The following is a 13623-nucleotide window of genomic DNA, read 5'->3' on the forward strand; positions in this document are numbered from 1 at the left end:
GTTACCCACGTCACACCACCGCACGGTTGGCTTCTGCCACTATGACCTCGTGACCGACCTGACCGAACCGATTGCCCCGGCCGCCCGGGACGCCCGCCCGTCCTCCCCGTTCGCCGAGCTGCTGGAGCTCGAACGGCTGGACGAGAACACGTTCCGGGGCTACTGCCACGCCGGCGCCCCGATGCGCGCCTTCGGCGGCCACGTCGCCGCCCAGGCGCTCGTCGCCGCCGGGCGCACCTGCGAGGACCGCCGCCCGGTGCACTCGCTGCACGGCTACTTCCTGCTGCCGGGCACCCCGACCCGCCCGATCGACTACGTGGTCGAGCGGCTGCGCGAGGGCGTCTCGTACACCACCCGCCGGGTGACGGCGGTGCAGAAGCGGAACGAGATCTTCTCGCTCACCGTCTCCCTCAAGCACGCCGAGCCCGGCCCCGACCGCCACCGCGAGATGCCGCCGCTGCCCGGCCCGGAGTCCCTTCCGGACGCCGTGGCCGGCGCGCCCGAGGAGGTCCGCAGGGCGGTCGCCGCCACCGGCGGCTTCCGCGACCTCGACGTGCGCTTCGTCCCGCCGGAGACCCCGGGGGTGCCGCCGGCCGTCCCCGGGCTGCTCCAGCACTTCGTCTGGATGCGCACCGCCTCCCGGCTGCCGGACGGCGACCCGCTGCTGCACGCCGCCGCGCTCACCTACCTGTCCGACCTCACCCTGGCCTCCACCGCCGGACTGGACGAGCAGCCGAACTTCTTCCAGCGCACCGAGCCGCCCACGCTGCTGATGGCCTCACTGGACCACGCGATGTGGTTCCACCGCCCCTTCCGGGCCGACGAGTGGCTGCTGTTCGCCCAGCGCAGCCCGTCCTCCTCGGACGGCCGCGGCCTGGCCCACGGCGAGTTCTACGACCGGGACGGCCGGCTGGTCGCCTCGGCCGTCCAGGAGGCCCTGATCCGCCGGCAGTCGTAGGGCCCCGGCGCCGCCCCGCGGGCGGGGGCTCGACGACGGCCCCCGGCCGCTTCCGGACCCGGGTGACCGCCGGACGAACGGAAGGGGGCCGGTCGGCGACATACTCCTGAGCGGCCCCGGCCCGTATCATGGTGCGGGTGACCAAGGTTGACCTGTCACCACGGCCGGTGGAGGCGATGTCTCCGCGTCAGCTCGAACGCCGCGAAAGCCTGATCGCGGCCGCGCTCGCCCTGGTGAACGAGATCGGCGTCGAGCGGCTGCAGATGAAGCAGGTCTGCGAGCGGTCCGGAGTCGCCCTGGGGACGGCGTACCGCTACTTCTCCTCCAAGGACCACCTCCTGGCGGCGGCGATCGCCGAGTGGCACCGCCTGCTGCTGGCCGACCTGGTGGCCGAGCTGCGCGGGCCGCGGGCCGGGCTGGGGGACACCGACCGGGCGGTCCGGTTCGTCCGGGGCGGGATGCGGGCCTACCAGCGGCAGCCCGAGCTCGCCCGGCTGCGGGTGGCCGTGGCCGCCTCCACCGACCCCTTCGCCAGCGAGGCCCTCCAGGGCATGGCCCGGGCCGACAGCACCGCCCTCCAGGCGGTGACGGCCGACGTGCCGGCCGCGTCGAGCGACCTGGTGCGGCACATCGTCGCCCACGCCTGGCAGGGCGAGCTGACCGCCTGGGTGACCGGCCGCACCACCCTCGGCGACGCCCGGCGGCGCCTCGAGGACGTGGTGCGGCTGGTGCTGACGCCGTACGAGACGCGGTACCCGGCTCCCTACGAGGTCCAGTCCACCGGCTGAGCGCCGGGCGGTCCCGCCCACCGGGTGACCCTCAGGCGGGTCCTCCCCGGGCGGGTCCGGCCCGGCCGCGCGCGCCCGCGGCGGGTCCCGGCCCCGGTCCGGCCAGGGTCCGGCCCCGACCAGGTCCGGGGCCGGGCCCGGGGCCGGGGCCGGGACCAGTGCCGGGTCCGGGGCCTGGTCCGGGGGTCAGACCACCGTCACCGGGTGGGCCACCACCGCGCCGAACAGGTAGCCCTCCCGGTTGAACACCGCCCGCTCGGGCTGGCCGTTGCCCCGGCGGTCCGTCGCGCGCGCCCGCAGCTCGTACCGGCCGGGCCCCTCGGGCCGCCAGTCGACGCTCCAGCGCGTCCAGTCGTCGGCCCGCGGCTCGTCGCGCAGCTCGGCGCGCCGCCAGCTCCGGCCGCCGTCGGTGCTCACCTCGACCCGGCGCACCGCCGCCGCGCCCGACCACGCGCGCCCGTACAGCCGGTGGCCGCGACCGGCCGCCAGCCGCGCACCCGCGGCCAGCTCGAAGGCGCACTTGACCACCTGCTCGGTGAGCGGGGCGCCGCCGCCGGGCGGGTAGTCCGGCCCGAACATCCGGTAGAAGTCGGTGTTCCACGGCGAGTGGAGCGGGTGGTCGGCGACCTCGATGCTGCCCACCCACTTGATCGAGGCGATGCCCACCCAGCCGGGCACCACCAGCCGGGCCGGGGCGCCGTGGTCGGGGGTCAGCGGCTCGCCGTTCATCTCGTACGCCACCAGCGCGTCGTCCAGCGCCTTGGCGATCGGCAGCGGCCGGCGCACCGGGCCGTAGTTGGTGCCGCCCACGACGTAGTCCGGGTCGAGGCCGGTGGGCAGCACGTCGACCGCCGCCCCGGTCAGCCCGGCCGCCCGGAGGAGGTCGGCCAGCCGCACACCCCGCCAGCCCGCCGAGCCCACGCCGCCGAGCGTCCACGGCGTGCCGGGCACCGGCTGGTCCTGCTGGTTGAGGTAGTAGCTGCGGGCGTTGCCGGCGCACTCGATCAGCGCGCTGATCCGGGTGGACGGCAGCGCCCGCAGGTCGTCCAGTCCGAACTCGACCGGATCCTGCGCCGTCGGCGCGCCGCGCAGGCCGCTGCCGAACAGCTTGAGGGTCCAGGTGTCGGCGTCGATCAGCGGAGTGCCGGTGTGGTTGCGCACGAAGAACCGCTCCACCGGCACGTGCCGGCCGACCACCGCCGCGCCGTCGGCGTCGGCGTCGCGGAAGGCGTCCCAGCGCATCTCGGCATTGGTGCCGCGCGGCACGAACCACTCGGCCGGCAGCGGCTTGACGATCCCCGGCACGGGTTTGGGCTCGAACGCGGGCACGGGCACCTCCTCGGCGGCCGCCCGGCCCGCCGACGCCGACGCCTGCGCCGGCGCCGGCGCGGCCTGGGCCGGGCCGGCCAGGGCGGGCGCGGCGAGCGCCCCGGCGGCGGAGACCATCCGCAGCAGCGTCCGGCGGTCCACGCCCTCGGCGCGGCCCCCGGGCCGGGCGGTGGTTCGTTCCGGGGCCGCGTCGTTCCGGGTGTCGGCTGCGGGCCGGGCGTCGGATGCGGGCCGGGTGTGGACCTCGTCGTCCATCAGCGGAATCCCTTCCGTCTCAGCGTAGGCGGTTCAGCGGTGCGCGCGACCACGGCCGGGGCCCGGGACCTGCCCGGACGGGACCTCCCCCTCCCCGGCTTGACCTTCTCACCGGTGTGAACTCCTACCGTTCCCACTGTCGGCGAAACCCCAGCCCGCATTGGAGCACCCCATGTCAGCCACCCCGCTCGCCCGGATCGTCCAGGGCTCCGGCCCCGGCCTGCTGCTCGCCCACGGCGCCGGCGGCAGCGCCCGGGACAACTGGGGCCCGCTGCTGCCCGACCTCGCCGTGCACCGCACCGTCGTCGCCCCCGACTACCCCGGCTCCGGCGACAGCCCGTACGAGGCCGACGCGCCCACCCTGGACGAACTGGCCGAGCGGCTGGTCGCCGCCGCCGACGAGGAGGGCCTGGACACCTTCGACCTGGCCGGCTACTCGCTCGGCGCCGCCGTCGCCGTCCGGATCGCCACCCGCCACCCCGGGCGGGTCCGCTCGCTGCTGCTGCTCGCGGGCGTGGCCGGCGGCTCGGCGCGGATGCGGATGCTCTCCGACCTGATCGTCGACCTGGAGGCGCGGCCCGACGACCTCGCCCGGCTGATGCTCGCCGTCGTGTTCGGCGGGAGCTGGGTGGACGCGCTGCCCGCCGACCAGCTCGCCGGGCTCCGGCAGGCGCTCACGGGCCCTCAGCCGGCCGGACTCGCCCAGCAGTTCCGGCTCGCCGGCGAGGCCGACGTCCGTGCCGAACTCGCCGCGATCACCGTGCCGACCCTGGTGGTCGGCACCGCCGAGGACATGCTCGTCCCGCCGTCCCAGCACCGCCTGCTGGCCGAGGGCATACCCGGCGCGCGCTTCGTCGCCCTCCCCTCCGGCCACCTGCCGATGGTCGAGACGCTGCCCGAACTGCGCGACGTGGCCCTGGAGTTCGTGAAGGGCCTCGACGAGCACTGAGCGGCCGGGAACACCCCGGCGGGCCGCGGCGTTCGCCCGATCATGCGCATCGGAGAACTCGCCCGCCTGACCGGGGTGTCCACCCGCCTGCTCCGCTACTACGAGGAGCAGGGGCTGCTGCGGCCCGCCCGCACCACGGCGGGCTACCGCGAGTACGGCGAGGAGGACACCGTCCGGGTCTGGCAGATCCGCAGCCTGCTCGCGGCCGGCCTGAGCACCCGGGTCATCGCCGAGCTGCTGCCCTGCGCCACCGGCCCCGTCCCGGTCCTGGAGGCCTGCCCGGACCTGCTGGCCACCCTGCGCGGCGAACTCGCCGACCTGGACGCCCGGATCGACGACCTCTCCCGCAGCCGCCAGGCGCTCTCCCACTACCTCTCCACCGCGCGGGAACCCGCGTACGAGCCCGCGGGCGGAGCGGCGTACGGATCGACGTACGAAGCGGCGTACGAGCCCGTCCGGGAGCACGCCGCCTGACGGGACGTAGGTCCCGACCCGGCGCCCGCCCGGCGCGCCGTCCCGCCACGCGCGGAACCGACTGGACATAGTGCGACATGCAGACCGAATCCACGCATGTCGAGAGGCCCGCCCGATGAGCAGCCAGCCGCCGCAGTCCGACCGGCGCGTGAAGGAGCCCGACGAACCCGCCGCGACCCTCCCCACCGACCGGGCGGTCTTCGGCATCAGCGCCGTCCTGGTGCTGGCCGTGGTCGCCTGGGGCGTCTTCGCCGAGGACTCGCTCGGCCGTACCTCCGGCACCGCGCTCCGCTGGGTCCTGCACAACTTCGGCTGGCTGTTCGTGGTCGCCGCCGACGTTTTCCTCGTCCTCACCGTGCTGCTCGCCTTCAGCCGCTTCGGCCGGATCCGGCTCGGCCGGGACGACGACGAACCCGAGTTCTCCACCCTCGCCTGGGTCGCCATGATGTTCAGCGCCGGCATGGGCATCGGCCTGATGTTCTACGGCGTCGGCGAGCCGCTCCAGCTCTTCGCCACCCCGCAGCCCGGCTCCGGAGCGGCCCCGCAGAGCGCGGGTGCCGCCCAGCAGGCCCTGGAGTTCTCGCTCTTCCACTGGACCCTGCACCCGTGGGCGATCTACGCGGTCGGCGGCCTCGCCCTCGCCTACACCACCTTCCGCAAGGGCCGCGGCAACCGGATCTCCGCCGCCTTCGTCCCGCTGATCGGACAGCGCGGCGCGGACGGCTGGGCCGGCCGGACCATCGACCTGCTCGCCGTCTTCGCCACCGTCTTCGGCTCCGCGACCAGCCTCGGCCTCGGCGCGCTGCAGGTCGCCGACGGCCTCGGCTACATCTCCTCCGTCCGCAACACCCAGAACGCCCAGCTGGTCATCATCGGCTCGCTGACGGCCGCGTTCGTGCTCTCCGCCTTCTCCGGGGTGCACAAGGGCGTGAAGTGGCTCTCCACCGCGAACGTCGTCCTGGCCTCGCTGATCATGCTCTTCGTCTTCGTCTTCGGCCCGACCGTCTTCACCCTCGACGCGATCCCGTCCACCGTCGGCGGCTACCTCTCCGACCTGGTCGCCATGTCCAGCCAGACCGGGGCGTTCACCGACGAGAGCTGGCTCGGCAGCTGGACGATCTTCTACTGGGCCTGGTGGCTCTCCTGGGCGCCCTTCGTCGGCACCTTCATCGCCCGCATCTCGCGCGGCCGCACCATCCGTCAGTTCCTGCTCGGCGTCCTGCTGGTACCCAGCGGGGCGACCGTCATCTGGTTCTGCGTGATGGGCGGCACCGCGATCCGCCTCGTCACCACCGGCACCGCCGACCTGGTCGCCACCATCCCGCAGGGTGCGGAAGCCTCGCTGTTCGAGATGCTGCGCTCGCTGCCGCTCGGCTCGGTGACCAGCGTCGTCGCGGTCCTGCTCGTCATGACCTTCTTCATCACCAGCGCCGACTCCGCCTCCCTCGTGCTCGGCTCGCTCTCCAGCCGCGGCTCGCTGCACCCGCGCACCCCGCTGGTGGTCGTCTGGGGTGTCCTGATGGGCGGGGTCGCCGCGGCCCTGCTGCTCGCCGGCGGACTCACCGCCCTGCAGAACGCCACCATCCTGGTCGCGCTGCCGTTCGTCGTGGTGATGCTGCTGCTGTGCGTCTCCCTGGTGAAGGAGCTCCGCGAGGACCCGGCCGCCGCCCCCTCCCGCTTCCACCCCGCACACGGCCTGCGGGACGCCGTCCGGGCCACCGTCGGCGACCGGACCCCATAGCGCTGACCTGCGCGTACGCCCCACTCCCGACCGGTGGGGCGTACGCGGCCAACCGACGCCCAACCCCCGTCCGGACTTCACCCGCGCGTACCGGCCGTTCACGACGCCCTGGGAACCTCCCTGTCATGAACGCCATCCCTCGGGCGCCCTACCAGGAACCGCGCTTCCCGCTCCCCCAACGGCACCGCCGCCTCCTCGCGTGCATCGCCGTCCTCTCCTCCATCGCCCTCGGCACCCTGGGCGTCGGCGCCACCGTGGAGACCGTCGAACACGGCCCCCTCTCCAGCACCACCGCCAGCAAGTAACCGCACCCACCCTCCCCAGCACCGCCGCCCGGCACTCCGGGCGCGGTGCTTCCGCTTTCCCGGGGCCGTCCCAGCGCCAGGGGGCGGGGCTCGGGGCTCGCCGACCACCCCGCGCCGCGACCCCGTCCGCTACGCGCGCCGTCCGGTGCGGGGGCCCGGTGGGGGCGGGACAAGGGGGGTCGGGCGGGAGTGGCGGCCGGTGCCCGGGGTGGGCTGGAGGTCGGGGGCCGGGGCGAAGCGGGCCGCGTGGGGGCGGAGGTGCCAGGTCGGGGGGCGCTTCGGCTGGGGGGTGGGGGTGATCAGGCCGAGCCGCTGGAGGAGGTCCAGGGCGTCGCGGCGCAGGGCGGTGCGGTCGGAGAGGTAGCGGGCGGGGAGGCCGTACTCGTCGGTGATGTCGCCGAGGACCCCGTCTATCAGCGCGTCCGGGATCGGGACGTCCCCGTCGCCGGGCTCGCCTGGCAGCGGCCGGACCTCCTCGACCAGGCGCTCGACCAGCAGCAGGGTGGCCTGGGCGAGGGTGCCGGCGCCGGGGAGGGCGAGGTCGGTGAGTTCGGCGGCCGGGTCGAGCAGGGCGACGCCCTCGGCCCGCAGTTCGGCTTCCAGGCCGAGGAAGTCGGCGAGCGCGGCGGGGCCGGTGAGCCGGTGCTCGTGCAGCCAGGCGCGGCGGTCCTCGGTGAGGTCGGCGGCGAGGACCGCGGGGGTCTCGGCGAGGAGGCGGCGGACGGCGGTGGCGGGTTCGGCTTCGGCGGCGCCGCGGATGAGGTCGGCGGCGTCGGCGGCGAGGGCGGGCGGGCGGGCCGGGACGGCTCGGGCGAGTTCGCGGTCGACGGTCAGGACGAAGGTGTCGCCGGCGGGGCCGGCCGGCAGGTCGCCGAGCACCTGCCATCCGGCCAGGGTGGCGAGCGCCGCGTCGAGGTCGGCCGGTTCGGCGGCCAGTTCGGGCGCCGCGTCGTGCATCGCGTCGAGCAGGCGCCGGTAGTCGAGCTCCTCCGGGGCGTCGACCAGCAGGGCGAGCGCGAGGGCGAGTTGGGCATAGCCGCCGGGGGTGAGCGGGGTGCCGGTGGCGGGGTGTTCGAGGCGGCGGGCGGCGTCGGGGCCGAGGCCGGCCTTGCAGAGCCGGGCGTGCCAGGGCCCGACGTCGAGGCGGTAGCCGAGCAGGGTGTCGAAGCGTTCGGCGAGCCAGTCGCGGTGACGGCGGATCAGCGGGAAGCCGTCGGCGTGCGGGCCGGAGGCGGTGACGAGCGGGTGGGCGAGGAGCAGCCGGGCGGCGATGCGGCGTTCGGCGGTGGGTAGTTCCTCGCCGGAACGATCCTGCGTGACCAGCGGGAGGACGAGCTGGACGGCTCCGACCGCTTCCGGCGCGGTCCGGGCGCGTTCGGGTTTGCGGTGCTTGCCGGGCCCGCCGGGCTTGGCGCCTGACCGGACGACGGGCAGGGCGGCGGAGTCGCGCCGGGCGCGGCGCGGGCCGCCGTCGACGCGGGCCCCCCGGGAACGCGGGGTCGGCGAGGCGGGCGCGGTGGGGCCGTGCCACCAGCTGACGTCCGGGTCGGCGGGTTCGGCGTGCGCGCCGAGGTGACGGGCGGGGTAGAGGCCGAAGGAGGCGGCGCACAGGTCGTCGGCGGTGCCGGGGGTGGCGGCGGCGAACCAGTGGGCCAACCGCAGCAGTCCCGGGTCGGGAGAGAGGGCGGTGCCGCAGGAGGCGGTGCCATGGGGCGCGGTGGGCTCGGGAGTGGCGGCGGCCTGCGCGTCGTCAACACGGCCCGCGGGAGCGACGCCAGGTCCCGTGTCAGCGGCACCGGCGGCACCGGCGGTGCCTGCGCCCTCGGCTCGCTCGACGGCGTCGACGTGTTCGACAGCGCCGGCCGGTACGGCTACGCGTACGGCGAGGACGGCCGCGGCGGTCCCCCGACCTGCCCCGCCCGTACGTCCGTCCGGCCTGCCGGCGGCCACTCTGGTGGCGCCGACCGCGTACTCCTGCTGATCCATGTCGGGGTCAAGAGTAGACGGTGCCCGGGTCACCCGGTGGCAGCAACCGCCCTCCTGAGGAAGTCTCCGCAAGAGCCCTCGAACCGGCCGCCCGTCCTCCGCTCCGCTGCCGGGCCTCGTTCCGCGCCCGCCCCTCGGCTCCCCCGCGCCGCTCCCCTGCCGCTTCCCGGCCGCTTCCCGGCCGTGCCGTCACCCGCCGGGCCCCACCCGGGTTACGCACCGGTAACCTGTCTTTCCGCCGCACGCCCCGCTCCCCGGGGCCGGCGCGGCTACCCCACCGTCCGACCGTCGGCGGCCGCAGCGCGAGCGGACCCGGCGGGCGAGTCACCAAGAGGTGCGCATGAGCATTCGTACGACCACCCGTACCGTCCTCGGCGCGCGCCTGCGGTCGGCCGGCGGCCTGCTGGGGGGCTTCGCGGCCACCTCGGCGGCGCACCTGGGGTCGATCCTGTCCGGCGCCCCGGTGCTGCGGAACGCCACCAAGCCGGCGCTGATGCCGCTGCTGGCCGCCCACAGCGTGGCGGCGGCCAAGGCGGCCGAGCGGGAGGCGCCGAAGCTGCTGGCGCCGGCGCTGCTGCTGAGCACGGGTGGCGACGTGCTGCTCCAGCTGAAGAACGACCCGGCGTTCCTGGCCGGCATGGGCTCCTTCGCGGCGGCGCACGTCTGCTACGTGACGATGTTCGTCCAGCGCGGCGCGCTCACCGACCGCCGTCGGGCCCTGGTGGTCGCGGCGGCGTACGCGACGGCCTGGGTGGCCCTGGTCGGCGAGCTCTGGCCGGACCTCGGGGACCTGCGGGTCCCGGTGGCCGGCTACAGCCTGCTGCTCACCTCGACGGCCGTCACCTCGGCCGGGCTGGGCTGGCGGACGGGGCTGGGCGGGGCGCTGTTCCTGCTCTCGGACACGCTGATCGCCACCAAGCTGGCGAAGTGGCGGGAGCTGCCGGGGCATCAGTTCTGGATCATGGCGACCTATGTGCTGGCCCAGTACCTGCTGGCCACCGGCATCCTCGCGCACGAGGAGGAGTTCCAGCGGGAGCGGCAGTCCTGAGACGTCGCCGCGCCGCCGGTCCCGTCAGGGTCCGGCGGCGCGGCGAGGGTGCGGCGGGGGCACGGCTGGGGTTGGCTGCTGGGGCGCGGCCTTCAGGCACCGCGCCTCCGGAGCAGCCAGAAACCGCCGACCCCGCCCAGGACCAGCGCGAGGCCGCCGGCCAGCTCCGCCGGGTTCTCCGCGACCGAGCCGCCGAGGCCGGTCTGCACGGAGCCGTGCGGGGCGACCTGCTGGCTCCCGGCGCCGGACTGCCCGAGCGAGCCGGCCCACTCCCCCGCCGCCTTGCCCCAGTCACCGAGGCTCTTGTCGGGGGTGGTGGCGGCGACGGTGGTGACCGTCACCGTGGTGGCGAAGGCACCGCCGTCCGGGCAGGTGCCGTCGACCTTGCTGTCCCCGGAGTGCTGGGAGGCCAGCCGGGCGGAGCCGGTGTGCTTGCCGTCGGAGCCCAGGGTGAGGGTCGCGGGACCGCCCTCGAAGGCGGCCGAGCGGGCGGTGATGGTCTTGCCTTCGGGCTTGTCCGACTTCTCGCAGGAGACCGTGACCGTCACGGTCTGGCCCGGTGCGGCCTGGGACGGGCTGACCGAGGCCGAGCCGTCCCTGGCGGAAGCGAGGGGGGCCGTCAGGCCGGTCAGCGCCGTCGCGCCGATCAGGACGGCGGCGGCCGTACGCAAGGGGCGCATGCCGGAACCTCCGGGATTCTCGGGCGCAGCCGGGGACTCCCATGTCCACTGGTCGATCAACTGCACCCGGTCACTCACCGACGGTAGGCACGCGCCCGGGGCCCAGCCACCGCTCAGGACCGTTCGGGTTACGGCCCGTCACCCGGGGTCACCGCACGGACGGCCCGTGCGGACGGCCCGCACGGACGGCCGCTGCGCAGCCCGTGCGGACGGCCCCTGCGGGCTCACAGGTCGAGGTCCACCACGACCGGCGCGTGGTCCGAGGTGCCCTTGCCCTTGCGGGCCTCGCGGTCGACGTAGCTGTCGGTGACGGCGTCGGCGAAGGCCTTGTTGGCGTAGGTGAGGTCGATCCGCATGCCCCGGTTCTTGGGGAAGGCCAGCTGGCGGTAGTCCCAGTAGGTGTACGGGCGGTCGTACTTCAGCGGGCGCGGCACCACGTCCTGCAGGCCGATCTCGCCGAGGGCCGCCAGCGCGGCGCGCTCCACCGGGGTGACGTGGGTCAGGCCCTCGAAGGCGGCGACGTCGAAGACGTCCTCGTCGGCCGGGGCGATGTTGAAGTCCCCGAGGACGGCGAACGGGCGGGGGCCGGCCGCGTCCTCGACGGAGGCCTTGCGCAGCGCCTCCAGCCACTCCAGCTTGTAGTGGTAGTGGGCGTGGTCGACCTCGCGGCCGTTGGGCACGTACACCGACCAGACCCGGACCGGGCCGCAGGTGGCCGCGATGGCGCGCGGCTCGACGTCGGGCAGCAGGGCGCCGTCGGCGAGGTAGCCAGGCTGGCCGGGGAGGTCGCGCACGACGTCCTCCAGGCCGAGCCGGGAGACGATGGCCACGCCGTTCCACCGGCCGGTGCCGTGCGCGGCCGTCTCGTAGCCGAGCTCGCGGACCTCGTCGTACGGGAAGGCGTCGGCCGCGCACTTGAGCTCCTGGAGGCAGAGCACGTCGGGCTTGGCGCTCTCCAGCCACTCCAGGAGCTTGGGCAGCCGCGCGGTGACGGAGTTGATGTTCCAGGTGGCGATGCGGACGGTCACGGCGGGCGGCCTTCCCGGTGGTTCGGTACGGACGGGGTACGGACGGGGTGGGCCGCCCCTCGCGAGGGAGACCCACCCCGAACATACCGCCCGGCACTGACAATCCGGACGGCCTCGGCCCCAGCCTCGCCACCGCGTGCGGGGCCGGACCCCGGCGCCGCCGCGCGGGCCGGACCGGTCAGCGCGCGGGCTTGACCACCGCCGCCGAACCGCCGCCCCGGCGCACCGGTTCCGCGGCGGCCACCCAGCGCCCGTCCGGCAGCCGTTCCACGCCGGTGGCGGCACCGATCTCGGCCACCGCGGCGAAGGCGTGCCCGAGCCCCTCCAGCCCGGCCCGTTCGGGCAGGGCGAGGAAGCCGGGCTCGGCCTGGGTCGCGGCGGTGTTGCGCTGGCTGGCGCGCGGCGCGGCGATGGCCTGCTCCAGGCTGAGGCCGCGGTCCAGCCGGCCGAGCAGCACCTGGAGGGTGGTGGTGATGATGGTCGCGCCGCCGGGGCTGCCGGTGGCGAGGAACGGCTCGCCGTCGCGCAGCACGACGGTCGGCGACATCGAGGAGCGCGGCCGCTTGCCCGGGCCCGGCAGGTTGGGGTCGGGGACGCCCGCGGCGAGCGGGGCGAAGTCGAAGTCGGTCAGCTCGTTGTTGAGCAGGAAGCCCCGGCCGGGGACGGTGATGCCGCTGCCGCCGGTCTGCTCGATGGTGAGGGTGTACGAGACGATGTTGCCCCAGCGGTCGGCGACCGTCAGGTGGGTGGTGTTGGGGCCCTCGTACGGCTCGGCGACGGCCTGGCCGGTGTCGGCGCAGTCCGCCGGGTGGCGCGGGTCGCCGGGGGCGAGCGGGCTGGTGAGCGCGTGGTCGGGGCTGATCAGGCAGGCCCGGGAGGCGGCGTAGCGCTCGGAGAGCAGCTGCTTGGTGGGCACGTCGACGGCGGCCGGGTCGCCGACCCAGCGGTTGCGGTCGGCGAAGGCGATCCGGGAGGCCTCCAGGAAGTGGTGGTAGTACTGCGTGGCGCTGTAGCCGGAGACCTCGCCGCCGTCCTCCAGGATGTTGAGCGCCTCGCCGACGGTGGTGCCGCCGGAGCTGGAGGGGGCCATCGAGTAGACGTCGTAGTCGCCGTGGGCCACGTGGGTGGGCGCCTGCTCGCGGACCCGGTAGGCGGCGAGGTCAGTGGTGTCGATCCGGCCCGGGCGGGCGTTGCGGCCGGAGGCCGGGTCGACCGGCGGGTGCTGCAGGGTGTTGACGACGTCCTGGGCCAACGGCCCCTGGTAGAAGGCCTTGACGCCGTCCTTGCCGAGCAGTCGGTAGGTGGCGGCGAGGTCCGGGTTGCGCAGGACGCTGCCGACCTCGGGGGGCTTGCCGCCGGGCAGATAGAGCTTGGCGGTGGCCGGGAAGTCCTTGAACCGGGCCTGGTTGTCGGCGGTCTGGCCGCGGAAGGTCTCGTCCACCACGAAGCCCTCGTCGGCGACCCGCTGGGCCGGGGCGAGGTTGCGGGCGAGCGAACGGGTGCCCCAGTTCCGCAGGGCGGCGTCCCAGGTGGCGGGGGTGCCGGGGACCCCGACGGACAGGCCGCTGGTGACGGCGTCGGCGAAGGCCAGCGGCTTGCCGTCCTCCAGGAACAGCCCGGTGTCGGCGCTCCGGCCGGCCGTCTCGCGGCCGTCGATGGTGTGCACCCGGCCGGTGGCGTGGTCGTAGTAGACGAAGTACCCGCCGCCGCCGATGCCGGAGGAGTACGGCTCGGTGACCCCGAGGGTGGCCGCGGCGGCGACCGCCGCGTCCACGGCGTTGCCGCCCTCGCGCAGCACCTGGATCCCGGCCGCGGTGGCATCGGCGTCGACGGTGGCCACCGCTCCGCCCCAGCCCACCGCCTCGGGCGTCTTCGGCGGCGGGGCCGCGGCCCCGGCCGGCAGCGCGGTGGACCACACCAGCGCGGTGGTGAGCAGCAGTGGTGGTGCCAGACGGGCCAGAGCCCTCATCCGAGTCCTCCTGAGTCGACGTCAACTCAGTTGTTCCACAGGCGGGATGATCAGACAACCACACGGTGCCGCTACCAACGGGTAGTTGACAGGGGCGGTGGCGGGAAGCGGCG

Annotated in this window: 12 protein-coding genes; 7 read left to right on the top strand and 5 right to left on the bottom strand. The window is 75.4% G+C overall.

Features of this window, described 5'->3' with window-relative positions:
• The first annotated feature begins 49 nt into the window (after nt 1-49).
• Nucleotides 50-958, top strand: a complete 909-nt coding sequence (locus ACYP53_RS36895) for an acyl-CoA thioesterase (RefSeq protein WP_308437522.1) — start codon at nt 50-52, stop codon at nt 956-958.
• Between the two features lie 137 nt (nt 959-1095).
• The gene (locus tag ACYP53_RS36900) at nt 1096-1746 is read left to right on the top strand and encodes a TetR/AcrR family transcriptional regulator (protein WP_229928290.1); all 651 of its coding nucleotides are present in this window, start codon (nt 1096-1098) and stop codon (nt 1744-1746) included.
• A gap of 186 nt (nt 1747-1932) precedes the next feature.
• Here the strand turns inward: ACYP53_RS36900 and ACYP53_RS36905 are convergent, their stop codons facing one another.
• On the bottom strand, nt 1933-3330 hold the full coding sequence (locus tag ACYP53_RS36905; RefSeq protein WP_459650615.1) for a sulfite oxidase: 1398 nt from the start codon (nt 3328-3330) through the stop codon (nt 1933-1935).
• A gap of 172 nt (nt 3331-3502) precedes the next feature.
• On the opposite strand from ACYP53_RS36905, the gene ACYP53_RS36910 reads away from it, so the two are divergent.
• The 4 genes from ACYP53_RS36910 (at nt 3503) to ACYP53_RS36925 (ending at nt 6799) form a co-directional block, all read left to right on the top strand.
• Nucleotides 3503-4279 carry an alpha/beta fold hydrolase gene (locus ACYP53_RS36910; RefSeq protein ID WP_459650616.1) on the top strand — a complete coding sequence of 259 codons (777 nt, stop codon included), beginning with the start codon at nt 3503-3505 and terminating at the stop codon, nt 4277-4279.
• A gap of 42 nt (nt 4280-4321) precedes the next feature.
• A complete protein-coding gene (locus ACYP53_RS36915) occupies nt 4322-4753 on the top strand; it encodes a MerR family transcriptional regulator (RefSeq protein ID WP_459650617.1) in 432 nt (143 codons plus the stop codon).
• A 115-nt stretch (nt 4754-4868) separates the two neighbouring features.
• Entirely contained in the window at nt 4869-6494 is a 1626-nt protein-coding gene (locus ACYP53_RS36920; protein WP_189913706.1) for a BCCT family transporter, read from the top strand.
• Nucleotides 6495-6619: 125 nt separating this feature from the next.
• Nucleotides 6620-6799 (top strand): hypothetical protein, encoded by a 180-nt coding sequence (locus ACYP53_RS36925; protein WP_459650618.1) that lies wholly within the window; start codon nt 6620-6622, stop codon nt 6797-6799.
• A 129-nt stretch (nt 6800-6928) separates the two neighbouring features.
• Here ACYP53_RS36925 and ACYP53_RS36930 read toward each other — a convergent pair whose 3' ends face one another.
• Nucleotides 6929-8785: a DUF2398 family protein gene (locus ACYP53_RS36930; RefSeq protein WP_189913708.1), complete on the bottom strand. Its 1857-nt coding sequence runs from the start codon at nt 8783-8785 to the stop codon at nt 6929-6931.
• 340 nt (nt 8786-9125) lie between these two features.
• Here ACYP53_RS36930 and ACYP53_RS36935 point away from each other — a divergent pair, with 340 nt between their 5' ends.
• The gene (locus ACYP53_RS36935) at nt 9126-9833 is read left to right on the top strand and encodes a lysoplasmalogenase (protein ID WP_189913709.1); all 708 of its coding nucleotides are present in this window, start codon (nt 9126-9128) and stop codon (nt 9831-9833) included.
• A 92-nt stretch (nt 9834-9925) separates the two neighbouring features.
• Here the strand turns inward: ACYP53_RS36935 and ACYP53_RS36940 are convergent, their stop codons facing one another.
• The 3 genes from ACYP53_RS36940 to ggt all read right to left on the bottom strand — a co-directional run bounded on the left by ACYP53_RS36940 (nt 9926) and on the right by ggt (nt 13510).
• A complete protein-coding gene (locus ACYP53_RS36940) occupies nt 9926-10513 on the bottom strand; it encodes a hypothetical protein (RefSeq protein WP_189913710.1) in 588 nt (195 codons plus the stop codon).
• A gap of 224 nt (nt 10514-10737) precedes the next feature.
• Nucleotides 10738-11541 carry an exodeoxyribonuclease III gene (locus ACYP53_RS36945; protein ID WP_189913711.1) on the bottom strand — a complete coding sequence of 268 codons (804 nt, stop codon included), beginning with the start codon at nt 11539-11541 and terminating at the stop codon, nt 10738-10740.
• Nucleotides 11542-11719: 178 nt separating this feature from the next.
• On the bottom strand, nt 11720-13510 hold the full coding sequence (gene ggt, locus ACYP53_RS36950; RefSeq protein ID WP_459650619.1) for a gamma-glutamyltransferase: 1791 nt from the start codon (nt 13508-13510) through the stop codon (nt 11720-11722).
• Nucleotides 13511-13623 lie beyond the last annotated feature (113 nt).

Source organism: Kitasatospora sp. Ki12 (genome assembly GCF_054601375.1).